The 15,616-nt window shown below is 51.1% G+C and carries 14 protein-coding genes; 6 read left to right on the top strand and 8 right to left on the bottom strand.

Features of this window, described 5'->3' with window-relative positions; genetic code table 11:
• Nucleotides 1-86 precede the first annotated feature (86 nt).
• Nucleotides 87-1,631, top strand: a complete 1,545-nt coding sequence (locus H6750_00540) for an alpha-amylase (protein ID MCB9772798.1) — start codon at nucleotides 87-89, stop codon at nucleotides 1,629-1,631.
• A 136-nt stretch (nucleotides 1,632-1,767) separates the two neighbouring features.
• Here H6750_00540 and H6750_00535 read toward each other — a convergent pair whose 3' ends face one another.
• The 6 genes from H6750_00535 to H6750_00510 form a co-directional block, all read right to left on the bottom strand.
• Complete coding sequence (locus tag H6750_00535) at nucleotides 1,768-2,898, bottom strand: molecular chaperone DnaJ (protein ID MCB9772797.1); 1,131 nt, start codon at nucleotides 2,896-2,898, stop codon at nucleotides 1,768-1,770.
• Nucleotides 2,899-3,080: 182 nt separating this feature from the next.
• The gene (locus H6750_00530) at nucleotides 3,081-3,245 is read right to left on the bottom strand and encodes a zinc ribbon domain-containing protein (GenBank protein ID MCB9772796.1); all 165 of its coding nucleotides are present in this window, start codon (nucleotides 3,243-3,245) and stop codon (nucleotides 3,081-3,083) included.
• A 97-nt stretch (nucleotides 3,246-3,342) separates the two neighbouring features.
• A complete protein-coding gene (locus H6750_00525) occupies nucleotides 3,343-5,766 on the bottom strand; it encodes an AAA family ATPase (protein ID MCB9772795.1) in 2,424 nt (807 codons plus the stop codon).
• A gap of 71 nt (nucleotides 5,767-5,837) precedes the next feature.
• The gene (locus H6750_00520; GenBank protein MCB9772794.1) at nucleotides 5,838-6,158 is read right to left on the bottom strand and encodes a cytochrome c; all 321 of its coding nucleotides are present in this window, start codon (nucleotides 6,156-6,158) and stop codon (nucleotides 5,838-5,840) included.
• Between the two features lie 170 nt (nucleotides 6,159-6,328).
• Entirely contained in the window at nucleotides 6,329-6,754 is a 426-nt protein-coding gene (locus H6750_00515) for a CBS domain-containing protein (protein MCB9772793.1), read from the bottom strand.
• A gap of 89 nt (nucleotides 6,755-6,843) precedes the next feature.
• Nucleotides 6,844-7,035, bottom strand: a complete 192-nt coding sequence (locus H6750_00510) for a hypothetical protein (GenBank protein ID MCB9772792.1) — start codon at nucleotides 7,033-7,035, stop codon at nucleotides 6,844-6,846.
• Nucleotides 7,036-7,346: 311 nt separating this feature from the next.
• On the opposite strand from H6750_00510, the gene H6750_00505 reads away from it, so the two are divergent.
• From H6750_00505 to H6750_00485, 5 genes are all read left to right on the top strand, one after another.
• Nucleotides 7,347-7,883, top strand: coding sequence for an Hsp20/alpha crystallin family protein (locus H6750_00505; GenBank protein ID MCB9772791.1), 537 nt, complete (start codon nucleotides 7,347-7,349; stop codon nucleotides 7,881-7,883).
• 243 nt (nucleotides 7,884-8,126) lie between these two features.
• Nucleotides 8,127-8,732 (top strand): ABC transporter substrate-binding protein, encoded by a 606-nt coding sequence (locus H6750_00500; protein MCB9772790.1) that lies wholly within the window; start codon nucleotides 8,127-8,129, stop codon nucleotides 8,730-8,732.
• Nucleotides 8,733-8,744: 12 nt separating this feature from the next.
• Nucleotides 8,745-9,959 carry a methionine adenosyltransferase gene (locus H6750_00495; protein ID MCB9772789.1) on the top strand — a complete coding sequence of 405 codons (1,215 nt, stop codon included), beginning with the start codon at nucleotides 8,745-8,747 and terminating at the stop codon, nucleotides 9,957-9,959.
• 86 nt (nucleotides 9,960-10,045) lie between these two features.
• A complete protein-coding gene (locus H6750_00490) occupies nucleotides 10,046-11,425 on the top strand; it encodes an amino acid permease (GenBank protein ID MCB9772788.1) in 1,380 nt (459 codons plus the stop codon).
• 104 nt (nucleotides 11,426-11,529) lie between these two features.
• Nucleotides 11,530-12,201 (top strand): protein-L-isoaspartate(D-aspartate) O-methyltransferase, encoded by a 672-nt coding sequence (locus tag H6750_00485; protein MCB9772787.1) that lies wholly within the window; start codon nucleotides 11,530-11,532, stop codon nucleotides 12,199-12,201.
• Between the two features lie 28 nt (nucleotides 12,202-12,229).
• Here H6750_00485 and H6750_00480 read toward each other — a convergent pair whose 3' ends face one another.
• Together H6750_00480 and H6750_00475 are read right to left on the bottom strand one after the other, a co-directional pair.
• A complete protein-coding gene (locus H6750_00480; GenBank protein ID MCB9772786.1) occupies nucleotides 12,230-14,083 on the bottom strand; it encodes an alpha-amylase in 1,854 nt (617 codons plus the stop codon).
• 422 nt (nucleotides 14,084-14,505) lie between these two features.
• A complete protein-coding gene (locus H6750_00475) occupies nucleotides 14,506-15,012 on the bottom strand; it encodes a universal stress protein (GenBank protein ID MCB9772785.1) in 507 nt (168 codons plus the stop codon).
• Nucleotides 15,013-15,616: the final 604 nt, after the last annotated feature.

The raw sequence follows: 15,616 nt of genomic DNA, 5'->3' as shown, positions 1-15,616 counted from the left end.
GGCCTGGAGGACTGTCGCTACGATCAAATCCCTTATCCTATAGAATCCCGCATTCAACGTGAATAAGACGGAGGGGATGTAATCTTATGAAGCCGCAATCTCCGGTTGTTTCATCTCGCCCACACCCGCATCTCTATGAAATCAATACCTGGGTCTGGTTGCATGATCTCTCCCGGAAAATGAACCGAACGATTCGTCTTGGTGACGTGCCTGATCATGAATGGGATGAGCTTCAGGCAAAGGGATTCGATTGTCTGTGGCTCATGGGGCTATGGGAACGCAGTCCTCTTGGCCGGCGGATTGCAAGGCAACATGCTGATTTACAGCAGGAATACACCAAAGCGCTTCCCGATTGGCAGGAATACGAAGTCGTGGGTTCCCCTTATGCCATTCGGGCGTATCAGCCTGATCCCGAGCTGGGGTCCTGGGAGCAACTGAAGGAGGTATTGGGAAAACTTCATGACCGCGGGATCAAGCTGATTCTGGATTTTGTGCCCAATCACACGGCATTGGATCATGAGTGGACCACTAGACATCCGGAGTACTATGTTCAAGGGAACTCCAGGGATGTCACAAACTTCCCTTCGAAGTTTTTTCCCATCGAAACATCCCAAGGCATTCGATATCTGGCACATGGCAAGGATCCCAATTGCCCGGCATGGACTGACACTGCGCAATTAAACTACTTCAATCCTGATACGCGTAAGGCGCTGATTCGCGAGTTGCAACAAATTGCCAATTATTGTGATGGCGTTCGCTGTGATATGGCGATGTTGGTGCTCAATGAGGTGTTTGCGCAGACATGGAAAAATCATGTGAAGGGCGATGTCTTCCCTTCCGGGGAGTTCTGGACAGAAGCCATCTCTCTCCTGCCGGATTGTATGTGGATTGCAGAGGTCTATTGGGATCGGGAATGGGAGCTTCAACAACTTGGCTTTCACTTTACGTACGACAAAAGATTGTATGACCGGCTTCGCCATTCGACCCCACATGAGGTCGCCCTGCATCTTCAGGCTGATCCGATCTTTCAAAGCAAACTTGTGCGGTTTTTGGAAAATCACGATGAGCCGAGAAGTGCTGCGGCGTTTGGTAACGTCCGTCTCCCTGCGGTCGGGGTCCTGATGGCCACATTGCCGGGCATGCGTTTATATCATCAAGGGCAACTCACTGGAAAACGTATCCGGATTCCGGTTCAACTCTGTCGAGCTCAGGACGAACCTCCTGATGAAGCGACTGTTTTGTTTTATGACCGAATTCTGGCGATCACCAATGAAGACGTGTTTCATGCCGGGAAATGGGCCATGCTCACTGTGCGTTCTGCCGGCGACGATTCTTTTAGTAATGTCTTGGCGTATCAATGGACCACTGACCGGGATTGGAGACTCATCGTGGTGAACCTGAGTCCCATGGTTGCCCAAGCGTATATTCGTTTGAACGGAGAGCTTGGAATGGAATTGCACACCTCCCCCAACTACACCTTGTATGACCGGTTCAGCGATCTATCCTTTGAAGGTAGACGAGAGGATCTCCTGCAAAAAGGATTGTATGTGCGCCTCGATCCTTTCGGATGTCATATCTTTTCTGTGGGAGATGGATCCCTTGAGGATGGAAAAAGTGAAAATAAAAAATGAGGTTCAGAGTATATGAAGGTGGATCAATTTAGGGGTTCTCCCGCAGTAAGTTCTGAGGCAAACAATTCTTGCGCCGTCATCCCAGCCGTTTAGTCGCAGGAATCCATTCTTGTCTGTTGTGACGTCCCACCGGTGGTTAGCGAGGATGCGTGTCTTGTTGTTGAGGCATTTTGCTCTTTTCTAACCGGGCGAATTCTTCCAGCAGAGTGCGTTGTTGGGTTGTGATATCTGTGGGTGTGCGAACCTCCACGATGACAAACAGGTCCCCTTTGCCTGAGGCATCGAGCCGGGGCATGCCTTGGCTGTGAATTCTCAAAGCCGTTCCACTTTGGGTTCCTGGCGGAATCGTCACCTTTAGCGAGGCTCCTCCTAATCCCTGAATAGGCACCTTGGTTCCCAGTGCAGCATCGACAAAGGATAACGAGGTTGTGGTGAATAGGTTACTCCCCTGTCGCTGGAGAGTAGGATGGGCCCGAAGGTGTGGCCGGATAAGAAGGTCCCCGGAGGAACCACCTGTTGCTGAGGGTTCTCCTTGCCCGGCCAACCGGATGATCATACCGTCATCAATGCCTGAAGGGATCTGAACCTTAATCGTGTGAGGGGTAAACACGTGGCCGGTCCCATGACAGACCTCACACGGTGACTCAATCCAATGGCCTTGCCCCTGGCATTTGGCACAGGTGGTGAGGGTGACCATGCGTACTCCCTTTCCGGCTTTGACCTGTTGTTTCTGCCCGGATCCTCCACATTCCGTGCATGTGGTGGGCGTGGTGCCGGGCTTGGCTCCCGTGGCCTGACAGGTTCCGCAATTCTCTGATCGGGTAATGTGAATGTCCCGTTCGCCGCCCTTGGCTGCTTCCTCAAGCGCGAGATCCAAATCGTATCGCAGATCCAGACCACGGTTCATGCGGGGTCCAGGGCGTGTCCGTCGGCCTAACACGTCGCCGAATATAGTTGACAGATCGTCGAAGCGGCCACCGAAAAAATCTCCAAAGTGAAAATCCCGCATCAGATCTTCCGCAGACCAACGTTCGCTGACCCCCACGTGGCCGGTGGTGTCGTATTCCCGGCGTTTCACATCGTCCGACAACACTGCATAGGCTTCGGCGATTTCTCTGAAATGTTCTTCCGCATCCGGCGCGTGGTTTCGGTCGGGATGATATTTGAGCGCGAGTTTCCGGTAGGCTTGTTTGATCTGGTCGCGACTGGAAGACCGGTCCACCGCCAGAACTTCATAGTAGTCACGTTTTGGCTGGTTGGCCGGCATGATTAATTTTGCGAATGGAACGAACGTTTTGAATGAAATGGACGAGTTGAGAGTCGTTCTCTCAGGGACAGACCTCGTCCTCAAGAAGCAGGACTTTCACCAATAAGGTGCTACTCCTCAGGGACAATGCTCCCGCGACCACGTTGGGGCTTTTTTATCAGCCACGCGACTGAAAGCCTTCGTCAACTTTTTGAACTGGTTCTTGCAATAAAGCTCGTGACCAGTTGCTCCAGTTCTTTGCTTCCACATGAGGGACATGTTGCGGCCCCGGTTTCATGTTCTTTCAGCGTGAGGGCTAGAAGGGATTCCTTCCCACATTTGAGACATTTGTAATCATACAGAGGCATGACCATCCTCCTTCTTGGGTTCTCCGCACAATCGGGAGAAGTTCATTGCGGGTGTTCGAACATTTTTGTTCATCTAGACCCATTTCCCCCTCATGGGTCACGGAGGCTTGGAACTGTGGACGGTTTCCAGAGAACGGCGGTCTCCCCACTCTGCGACAATGTGAGCCATTTCACTTAAGCGTTGAGTGACGCGTCCAAAAATGGTGTTGGGAGGATACTGTCCCTCCGGCTGAATTTCTCCCGCAGGCATTTCCGTGAGTAACTCGAGCACTTCCTCAATGGTATGGACCCCATATATGGAAAATTGTCCTGCCTCCGCTGCATCCACCACCTCATGATGCAGGGCCAAATGGCGGATGTTCTTGGCAGGAATCAGCACCCCGTGTTTTCCCGTCAATCCGTGTTTTTTGCATGATTCAAAAAATCCTTCGATCTTTTCGTTCACGCCCCCGATGGGTTGAATTTCTCCCAGTTGATTGACCGATCCGGTCACCGCGAGGCATTGGTGTACAGGAACATCTGCCAGGCTCGATATAATGGCGACTAATTCGGCAACGGCAGCGCTGTCTCCCTCCACTTCCGAATAGGTTTGTTCGAATGTGAGGGTCGCACTTAAGGCGAATGGCTGGAACTCGGCGAATTTTCCACCAAGAAACCCCGCGAGGGTCATGACCCCCTTGCTGTGAATTTCCCCGGCCAGTTCGGCTTCACGTTGGATATCGATGACGCCTTCATTGCCCACAAACGTGCGAGCGGTAATCCGGCAGGGACGTCCGAAGGCATAATCTCCGAGCTGATAGATGGACAGGCCGTTGACCTGACCAACCGTCTCGCCTTCCAGGTCCACCATGAGCGTGCCTTCCTGGATTTCCTCCTGGAGTTTTTCTTCTAACAGATTGGTGCGGTGGCGTTTCTTGTCGATAGCTGTTTTCACGTGCATGTTCGACACCAATGTCCGGCCATCCTGCCTGGCCCAATAGGCGGCTTCGCGAATCACATCACTGATCAAGCTGAGGCGCAATGACAAGCGATCGCGGGATTCGGCCAGACGAAGGCTGTGCCGGATCACTTCACCTACAGCGTCAGCCCCAAAAGCGGGAAGCCCTTCATCACGACAGAGTTGCGCGATGAAACGGGCATAGAGCTGATCCTGGGTGGTATCACGGGGGATATCCACTTCAAAGTCCGCTTTGACCTTGAACAGCTTTGAGAAATCTTGTTCATACCCTTGCAGGAGTGCAAAAATGTGGGGAGGGCCTAACAAAATGACTTTGATGTCAGTGGGAATTGCTTGAGGTTTAAGGCCGGTTGTCGAAAAACCAAAATACTCTCCGGGATCTTCAATGTTGACCGAGCGTGTTTTGATGACCCGCTTGAGCGCTTCCCAGGAGAAGGGCTGACGGAGCAGGTCTATCACATTCATCATCAAAAAACCGCCGCTTGCGCGCAGACAGGAGCCGGCTCTGATCTCGGTGAAGTCGGTATAGACCACGCCCAAATGCGCCTTTCGCTCAATTTTCCCGATTAAATTCGCATAGGTCGGATGAGGCTCATCGATGATGGGAGCCCCGGAATGTTGGGCATGCTCGATAAGGAGGTTCACGTCATAGCGGCTGAGATTGGGCTTGCGATCGCGTACATCCCAACCCATGAGTGCCAATTGGGGACCTTCGTGCGGTAAAAAATCCTTGTAGTTGGCGACAATGTTCTCTTCGACTTTTTGAAGATATTCCAACACATCAGGGAGGGATTGATGATGGTCTCGAAGGACGGCAAAGCGGTTGTGCATGACTGCTCTGACGACCTGACGATCCATTCCACTGAGTTGATGGTCGGCTTCATGATCCAAGGCATGGACCTGGGCTTGGAATTCACGGATTTTGCCCTCCAGAATCTTTCCCTGTTCGGATATGGTATCTTTTTCGATCGCGGTTAACGTGTCGTGATCTTTTTCACGCAGCGGTTTCCCATTCCGCATCGGCACGAGACTGAATCCTACCGGATCTTCTTTGAAGCCAAATCCACGTGTGCTGGCTTCTTCATTGATTTGTTTGAAGAGCGCCTCTTTTTTTTCATTCCGCTCTTCGATGATTTTTGCTCTGGCATCTAAATATTTATGGCTTTCAAACGCCAGGGGAAGATCTCTTTGAAGACTTTGAATGATGAAGCTCATGGCCTGTTTAAACTCCCGTCCTTTGGAGGCAGGAAATGACAGGCAGATTGGGGAAGACGGCTCAAGGAAATTATAGACGTAACACCAATCGGGAGGATCAGGCATTGACGAGGCCACCTGTTGGACACGCTTTTGGATGATGGCCCATTTACCCGTACCAATTGGCCCCGAGGCATAAATATTAAATCCGTGGCTTTTCATATTCAGCCCGAAATCCAGGGCTTCAATGGCCCGGGCTTGGCCGAGCGGTGTTTCCAGGGGCGGCAGTTCAGTGGTGTCGCTAAACCCCAAACTATCCACGTCGATGGTTGGAGCCAATTGTGAAAAAGGAATTTTTAATTCGTCCATGTTTAATCAAATTTCCTAGCGAATGTGTGGGATGGCTGTTTTTGAACCTTGGATTCTCCTCGACTGCAATGTTAGATCCTGGGTTGGTAAGGGGCTAATTGCCGGATATAGCCGATCACCTCTCGAATCTCCTCTGAACTCAATCGATCCCACCAGCCATGCATGGGGCTAAAGACCAGGCCCCAAATAACGATCGCACGAAGGTCAAACTCGCTTTTGGCGGTGGATTCCGGAGAGTGGAAATCTGTTGGGGGCACGATTAATGCGAATGAATCCGGCCCTTTTCCGTCGCCAGCCTTCCCATGACACCGGAGGCAATGCAGACGATAAATTGTTTCTCCCGCAGAGATCATAGTGGTCTGCTGAGCCCGGACTCCTTCAGGCCATAACACGATGCAACCCCAACTGATAACGAATATGACTAGACTGAGAAGGCGTAGTTCTTTTTTCATCGGGTGAAGTCAGCATTTTTCATGGAAATGCGATTTTGTCGCATCTTGCAACAGCCCTTCCCTTTTCCATGGACCCAAATTGCAACACTTTTTGTGTGCTCAATTTTCACTTAGTCTTTTGGCTCTAATCCCAAGCCTACCCATGCTCCTAAAAGATCCTGCCGGGTCAGGCATCCTCTCACCACACCATTTTCCTCCACTGGAAGTACTAGAAAATGATGGTCTTTCATGATTTTGACAGCCTCCGCTAATGTGGTGGAAATAGAAATGGCGATAGGGTCCGGCACCATAATTTCCTTTGCGGTTAATTGGCTGACATCCCGCCCCGCTTCCAGCACGGCCAGAACATCAAATTGGCTGATGAATCCAACGCAGTGCCCGTTAGGATCGACAACCGGCGCGCCTGGCAAGGAAGACGTGAGAAGTTCTTGTGTTATGGCCAATCCATTCTGATCCTGATGAAAACGGAAATCATGGAGTGTGGCGATTTGTTGGATTGTTCGGAGGCCGACGGTAGCGACCGCATGAAGACCCATGTGTCCCTCCTCTCTCTTTCACTCATAACCCCACAAAAGTCTTTTCACACGGATGGGGTGAATGAAAATCTAAAGGGTTTGAGACGAAGTCAGGTATGACTTCCATTTCGAATATACAGCCCTCCAACCTCCAGAACGGTTCCGTCACTTAAGGTGATGGATAAAAACTCTTGATTCTTCATGAGAGATTTGACTTCCCCGGACCATCTGGATGGTTCAACAGACACGATTGTTTTTCCACAAATTTTGACCTTTAGCCATTCTACGGTATCTTGTTTCATGTGTTAACCTCGGTCTTGTAAATGGTTGAACCGTGTGCATGCTATGGTTTCCATATTCACCATGAAAAAATCTTTGCTCTTCCTTGAAGCAAGCCTCGTGCCTTTATGGACAACCTCCGTTTTTTGCCATCCCGCCGGTTATTAGCGGTGAATTATCCGCAATGAAGACCTGAGGGATGCCGGATGAATACTGGCGGGCATGACAGAATTTTTTCTTCTTCCCGCCAATCGTCAAGCAGGGTATATAAGTTGCATTTCATCTACTTACAAAAAGCTGTTCCCAATTATCATACTTTTAAAGGAGGTATGTGATGGCACATTTAGTAGTGGAAAAGGACAAAAAGGAAGTCGCTCCGGTTCAGAAAGGAGAATTGGCGCGTCAAGGAGAATTTGACCGGTGGCTTGACCGTATGGAGCAAATGATGACGGAAGTTTGGGGGCGTCCCTTTTCAGGGTTATGGCCATCCATGCCTGGTATGGTCCGGCCGTCACGAGCGTTGCTGGGCGAATCATTGCACGTGCGAGTTCCTGCCGTTGATTTGTATGAAGGGAAGGAGGAAGTCGTGCTGAAGGCCGAAGTGCCAGGTCTCTCCAAAGAAGACCTCAAGATTGATTTGACGGATTCCATGCTGACCATCTCCGGAGAAAAGAAAAAAGAAGAGGAGGTTAAGGAAGAAGACTATACTTACTCCGAACGAGCCTACGGGTCTTTTTCCAGGAGTCTGCAATTGCCTTGTGCCGTGAAAACGGACAAAGTGAAGGCCACGTTTAAGGATGGGATTCTGGAAGTTAAGCTGCCCAAGACCGAAGATGCCAAAAAACGGCATGTCACCGTAAAAATTGAATAGTGTCCATCTGCCCGTGTTTGGATCGGTATGAATCTGCGTTTGGGCGGCGCTCCCGGAGAAGAAAGATGTCTTCTCCAGGGAGCGTCAATAATAATACCTCGGTTGAGGTAAGTTCGTGGTTCAACATTTTTGTATGCCTCTTCGAAACCGAGAGAACCGGGTTTTCAGAAAACCATTGACTGAAGAGGGGGCTGGGTGTTCCGGAAATTGAAGATTTTCGTTGTGATTGGAAGATATTCTAGCATCAACGCGATTACGGCAGGAGCCATTCTTGTCTTGGGAGTATTGTGTTGGCCGGGTGGTGTCCTGGGTGTGGAAGCTCCTACCGTCGTGGTCAGAGGCACTATCGATGAGGTCATCCGTTTAGTGAGCGACGAAGGTCTCAAGACGCCGGATCAAGCGGCCCATCGCCGGCAATTGTTGGAGGAGATTATTGGACAACATTTTGATTTTGAAGAGATGGCCAAACGATCATTGGCCGCACATTGGAGGAATCGAAGTGAGGCGGAACATCAGGAGTTTGCCACATTGTTTCAATCGCTTCTTTCGAAAACCTATGCCAGCAAAATTGAGAACTATGCGGGAGAAAAAGTCCAGTATCTCAAGGAACGGCTGAAAGATTCCTATGCAGAAGTACAGACCATCATTGTGTCAAACAAAACCGAAATCGCTCTCGATTACCGGCTCCTACTCAAAGATGGCGACTGGCGGGTCTACGATGTGGTGGTCGATGGAGTGAGTCTCGTGAAAAATTACCGGGTGCAATTCGATCGCATTATTCGCGATTCCTCCTATGAAGAATTGGTGAAGACCTTGCGAGACAAGTCTGGTGACATCACGGCCCCCTGAGGGATGCTGAGGATGAAGACGCGTATTCTGATTCACCAGGGACCGGACGTGCCGGTTGACGCGCAACCTCTTGAAATTGTCGAACGGAAAGGCAGGGGGCATCCCGATACCATTTGTGATGCCATTGCTGAAGCTGTTTCCATTCAATTGTCCAAGGCGTATCAGGAAACATTTGGGCGCATTTTGCACCATAATATCGATAAATGTCTGCTGGTGGCGGGTCAGGTGAAATTGCATCTGGGCGGTGGTCGGGTCACCCATCCGATGCGCCTGATCCTTGGGGACCGGGCTTCCTTCGGTGTTCCGGGAAAAATGATCTCCGTGTCCGACATTGCGGAGGAGACAGCGCGAACGTGGATCAAGAGCCATTTGCCCCATGTGAATCCTGATACCCATATGAGGTATCAAATTGAGTTGCAACCGACGTCCGCTGAACTTGGGGCGATTTTTGATCAGAGATCGGGGATGCTTCCCGCGAACGATACATCAGCCGGAGTCGGTTATGCACCGCTGACTCCCACCGAGCAATTGGTGGTGGACCTTGAACAGTATGTAAACGGGCCACAATTTAAGCGGGCATTTCCCGAAACGGGGGAGGACGTCAAAGTCATGGCCGTTCGCATGGACCGGATGTTGTCACTCACGGTGGCCATGCCGTTTCTTGCCAAACGGATCACCACAGAAAAGACCTATTTAGCCCGAAAGGCGAAGGTCCTTCAGAATGTGCAGCACTTTATTCGTGAGCAACCTCATTCCTGTAAGCAGGTGGAGGTGGTCGTGAATGCGCTTGATCGCCCGGGTCAAGGACTGAAGGGCATGTATCTGACGCTATTGGGAACCTCCGCGGAGCAGGGAGATTCCGGACAGGTGGGACGGGGGAACCGCATTTCAGGGGTCATTGCGCTGAATCGACCGATGAGCGGGGAGGCTGCGGCCGGGAAAAACCCCGTCAGTCATGTTGGGAAAATTTATAATGTGTGGGCTCGTGAACTCGCTCTGAAGGCATACGCACAAATACCAGGAGTGCGTGATGTCACCGTGTGGATGGTCAGTCGGATCGGTGCACCGGTGAACGAACCTTTTGTTGTGTCGGCTCAGGTCGGGGTGAAGAAGGGATTTTCACTAAAGCGGATCTCGGGAGAAGTCCAAGCCCTGATCAAGCAGGAGCTGGCTGATATGGAACATTTTTGCGAGGCCCTGGCCAAAGGGCAATTCCGGATATGCTGACAGCCATCATGACAATCATCGAAATGGTGTACGCAACGATTTCAAATTCTAACCAGATAGATGCTATCGCCTGACAGGAAGCATGATTGATTGACAACACATTGGTTGAATGTCCACTTCATAACGGACCCTTGGAAGAAGGTTCCCGTCGCATTAGCGGGTTTACGGCTACGTGTGTGCTGGTCAGTAGTGTGATTGGCACCGGGGTCTTCACCACGACGGGATTTATGGCCCGAGACCTTGGAGATCCGTGGCTGATTCTTCTGGTATGGGGAGCGGGTGCATTACTGGCTCTCATAGGGGCGATGTGTTACAGCGAGCTGGGAGCAGCATTTCCTTTTGTGGGGGGAGATTATGTGTATCTTCGGGAAGCCTACCATCCCTTTTTCGCATTTCTGAGTGGGTGGGCCTCATTTACTGTGGGCTTTGGAGCCGCCATTGCCGCAGGCGCCATGGGATTTGCCTCCTATGTGGTCCAACTTATCCCACATGAACCGGATTCCACCTTTCTGATCAAGGGATTTGCCCTGGCCTTGATTTGGAGCCTGACTGCGGTTCATGTGGCAGGCGTTGGCCCGGGCGGGGTGCTTCAGCAGCTCCTCACGGCCTTGAAGATTGGAGCGATTCTGCTTCTCATCGTTGGGGCCTGCACGGTAGGCCATGGTGATTGGGAGCATTTGGTCATGCCCCCGGGAAAGCCGGATATCGGACTGGGAACACTGGTAGTGTCCTTTATTTTTGTGACCTATGCCTATTCGGGATGGAATGCCGCAGGGTACATTGCCGGAGAAATACTCAATCCGACCCGTTCTATACCCCGAACGATGATAGGCGGGACGCTACTGGTTGGCACGGTCTATGTGATGCTGAACGTGGTATATTTCTACGCGTTACCGATTCAAGTTTTGGCCGCACCTCCGCTCATGCCTGTGGCGGAAAAGGTCGCGGTGGGATTGTTTGGTCAGGCGGCCGCTCAATTTGTTACCATCATGTTGTGTATTTCCATCGCCGGCGCGGTGAGCGCCATGATATGGACCGGGCCACGGGTCTACTATGCCATGGCCAGAGACGGGTTTCTGCCGGACTTCTTTTCGGATACGGAACAGCATCATGGCACCCCGGTTCGGTCCATTGTTCTCCAAAGCCTGTGGGTGACGGTATTAGTGCTTTCAGGATCCTTTGAGCAGTTGGTGATTTACAGCGGAATGGTGATCACTGCCTTCACCGCGCTGACAGTCGGGGCGGTCATTCTTCTTCGTCAACGGCGTCCGCAACTCGTTCGTCCCTACCGGGTTCCCTTCTATCCTGCCTTGCCCGTGGGCTATATTCTGGTTGCCGGAGTGATCATCCTTTTTCTGAGTGTGGAAAAACCGCTTGAAACCCTTTGGGCCTGTCTGACCCTGAGTGCTGGTATTCCCTTATATTTCCTGATGAGAAAGCATAATGGAGTATCCGGGGCCGCATGAAGATCGCGATCACACAGAGGAGAAAAATACATCCACTTGCCTTTTTTGTGATCCTTGGTGGAGTATGGTTTATTCTGTCCGGATGTGGAAATGGCAATCAGGCTATGACCCAAAAAAATCATCACTCACGACAGGTTGAACGGGATTCGATGGTGGATACCCAAATCGTGGCGGGGGGTGTCACCGATCCGGCCGTTGTCGCAGCCATGCGCCGGGTTCCCCGGCACCGGTTTATGCCTGAGTCACATGCTAAAGATGCCTATGGAGATTTTCCGCTCTCCATCGGCTATGGGCAGACGATTTCTCAGCCCTTCATTGTTGCGTATATGACGCAAGCCTTGAGAGTGAAGCCGGATGAGAAGGTCTTGGAAATTGGCACGGGTTCCGGGTATCAGGCCGCCATCCTGGCTGAATTAGTTTCAAAAGTGTTCACGATAGAAATTGTCGAACCACTCGCTGCGGAGGCAAAAAAGACTCTGGCAGAACTTGGATATGACAATGTGATTGTACGGGCTGGTGATGGCTATAAAGGTTGGCCGGATGAAGGCCCGTTTGATGCGATCATCCTGACGGCGGCGCCGAACCATATTCCCGAACCACTCTTAGAGCAGCTGGCGATCGGCGGGCGTCTCATTCTTCCTGTCGGAGACTACCCTCAACGTCTGTTGTTAATTCGTCGCACTGAAGAGGGATATCAGGAAACCGAATTGCTACCAGTGGTGTTTGTGCCCATGACAGGCGAAGCTTTAACGAATCCTTCCGCAGCCGAGCCTTGACGGACTTCACTTCCGTTGAACACATTCACTATTCATAAATAACAAATCCGCCAGCCGGAAGGGTGAGCACGACGGCTTTGCCATTTCTCGACTCTACGGTCGTCTCCTGACCAATCTGTCCCGCATTCGTTGAATAGAGACATGTGAGTGTGTGGCCGGTGTGATGCAGTCCGTCGTCAACCGTCACCCAGGCGCTTCGGGGGGCAGCATAGTCGGTATTCATCGCCAGGAGAATTTCCTGGTCATTGAAAATCCTGGACCAGGGAATCACCGAACGAATCTGCCCACCCAGCATGCGCGGCAGCCCGAAGTCGATCCCATTTCCGGAAATTTCTCTTAGGTATTGTCGACCCCGTCGTAACGCAAGCTTGTTACGGCGAATGCCTAACAGGATCGAGAGTTGCCGGTACGCCGGACTCTCTTCATTAAAGAAATGCCGTTGGTGGCTTCGAAAGGCGCCGAATTCTCCTCCGAACATACATTCGCGAATGTATTGATCACTCTGTCCGTGCCCGTCAAAATACTGTTCGCTGCCATAGTACATGCAGGGGATGCCCATCGTGAGGGCGTTCAGCGCAAGGACATTCAGGAGTCCGTCCGGTCCGGCAGGATCAGCACAAAATCTGGCTTTGTTTTCTCCCTTTCGTACTTGATCATGATCATCAAACAGGGTCACCACCCGGTTGCGAAACCAGACGTGGGATTCTTTCTGAACCAGGATGGAATTGCGGAATAACTGGAAATACTCCTCCGGATTGCGATAGCCCTTTACGAGGTATTCCATTTTGTCCGGGATGTCGTCGACGCCAAGTGCGGCGTCCAGACCCGTGGTTTCCAGCGTTTGAAATGCCCGGGTTCTGCCACCGGTAATTTCCCCAATGAGATAAAAATTTTCTTTGCCGATGGATTGGGTGAATTCATGGATCACCGAGGCGAAGTACCGGCTCGCTCCCAGGTCCATATGTTTGACGGTATCAACCCGATATCCGTCGACGTCCGCAAAGGCAATCCAGAATTTGTACACCTCGGCCAGGGCCTTAAGAGCATCCGACGGCTGATACTGATCGACGTCGCCGGAACCGAGTTGGATATTTTTCAGATCAAGGAAATCTCCCTCAAGAAATTCAGGTGAAAAATCCCAATTGGTGATATGGCCTTTTCGGGTAAAGGCCTGAGGGTCCTGGAATTCCTGTGGCCAGATGGCACCATGCGGCCAGGCGGCGGGATGGCTTGCGATGTCGAGTTGTTGGAAGGGGAGAGTCGGTTCTCCGAATTGATCATGGAATCCTTGCACGTCATAGGGTTGGCCATCCCAGCGAGGATCGTTGAAGATCTGCCCGTTATGTTCGGTCCGATAGCGGTTGGGATTGTAGCGAAACACATCTCCCGTGTGGTTGAGGATAATATCCAGAATAACATAGATCCCGTGAGCATGAGCGGTCCGGACAAGGGTTCTCAGATCTTCCCGTTGACCAAAATGCGGATCGACATCCAAAAAGTTTTGAATGCCATATCCATGATAGGTGTCTTTAAATGACACCTGTTTGAAAATGGGACTGATCCAAATGGCGGTCACACCGAGACGTTCTAGGTATCCCAGCTTGCTCGTCAATCCGAATAAATTCCCTCCGCAAAACTTCTGTCCCGCTGCCTTCCAATGAGATGCATCCGCATTGCCCGCATCGGTTGACTGAAAGAGTGGGGTTGAGCCACGCCGGACGACCGTCCCGTCATTGCTTCTGTAGCCTTTTTCCTGTCCGTCCGAAAAACGGTCGAGCATTAAAAAGTATAAGACCTGATCCTCCCATGCGGCGGGAGAAGGAAAAAACTTCCGGTCACTGAGAGAAGGCAGATCCACCTCGTGAAGATTCTTTTCTGTCATGACGGACTCCTTTTTTTAGCTCTTCAGAAAATCGTGTGGGCGAACCCTCATTCCGGTTCTCAATCCCCCTCCTTTGTAAGGAGGGGGCAGGGGAGGTAGAAACACCATATCGCAACTGTTGGCCAAATTTTCCTATTGCCAGCAAGATGCCTAAAGATCCGAGACTCTACCTCACCCTAGTCCTCCCCTTACAAAGGGGAGGAATGACCGGTAGCGTTTTTGGTCGCAAATACGTGACAGCATGGCTGACTCACACAAAACCCAGAAGAGCATCTTCTTTTATTCACGATGGTTATGTCCAATCATGGCTGAAATATGGCCCGAATTCCCGTGTCGCCTGTCGGATAGTTTTGGTCATTCACCAATACCGGAACCCTCGATAATGGAAAAATTTTTCTCAGGCCGGGCTTCTTGATTCACTATCAGGCAATGACCCAAACGGCAAAGCCCTGCCCTTTTTTGGCCAGCTCTTCGCCCACATGGTGATGAAATATTTCTTTGAAGCTTGAGTACGATTCCCGTCCAACGACGATGGTTCCGCAATTCTGTTTGTGAGCTGTCCCGATCAATTCACCAACAATATCCGGCCGGTGGATGGATTGAGAAAACACGACGCTGACCATGGCGGGTAATACCCCAATCCGATACAGAATCGTCTTGGCGTTATCTAAGATTGGTTCCGCATCCTGTTTTGCCTTCTCGATCCATTGAGCCTGCTCTTTTTTTAAGGTCGCATCCAGCTTTTGTTCGGTTGCCGGATCTTCCGCGCCCCCGAATTCCAAAAGGTCGGGAGGAATCGGGGGGAGGATGTGAAAAAGCACGACATGAAAATCTTCACGGGCCCCAATCATTTCAGCCACGTAGGAGACGCTTCGAATGGAAGAATCTGACCCGTCGACACTGACGAGTAATGTCTTATCCCTTACCATAGATCACTCCCTTCATTTGACGTGAATTTCGCTACCCCCTAACCAGGATAGTTGGCGTATTTTGTTCATCCAAAGGGCATTCCAAGATATCGTCTGCCGGCCTGAGCGAGCTGAATGCCTTCACCACATTATTCCCTAAAGGGGGCCTCCCTCAACGCCTTCCGGCTTTGGCTGCGAATGGGAACGATTGTTTGACCCGAATCAAATTGTCCACCAGGACACTGTCGCCTTAGACCCGGGAATGCAGGTTGCTGGGCATTGGTACAATGGATTCTAATTCTACACTGGTTCGGCGGTGGGGTGAAGGGCTGCATAATATTGTAGGATCTGAGAACATTCACATGCGCATATCCTCGTGTGTCCCGGAGTGTTACAGTTCATGCGCACAGGCTTTGGAGGAAAGGAGTACACGCTTCACAATCTTTGATCAAGACAACTACCGGCTTGTGCTGGAAACACTCCATTCTGAATCATCTTGTAACAAAGATATTTGACTTGATGGAGGAAATGCCCGCTCATGGAAGGGCAGGTTTTGTCTGATGGTTGGCGGCAACTGACCTTGCAGTGACGATTTCTTCTGTTCAGGCGTCAGATTCAAGTGCCT

Source organism: Nitrospiraceae bacterium, assembly GCA_020632595.1.
GTDB lineage: Bacteria > Nitrospirota > Nitrospiria > Nitrospirales > UBA8639 > Nitrospira_E.
The sequence above is the reverse complement of the archived record's forward strand: the minus strand, read 5'-3'. Positions and strand labels throughout refer to the sequence as shown.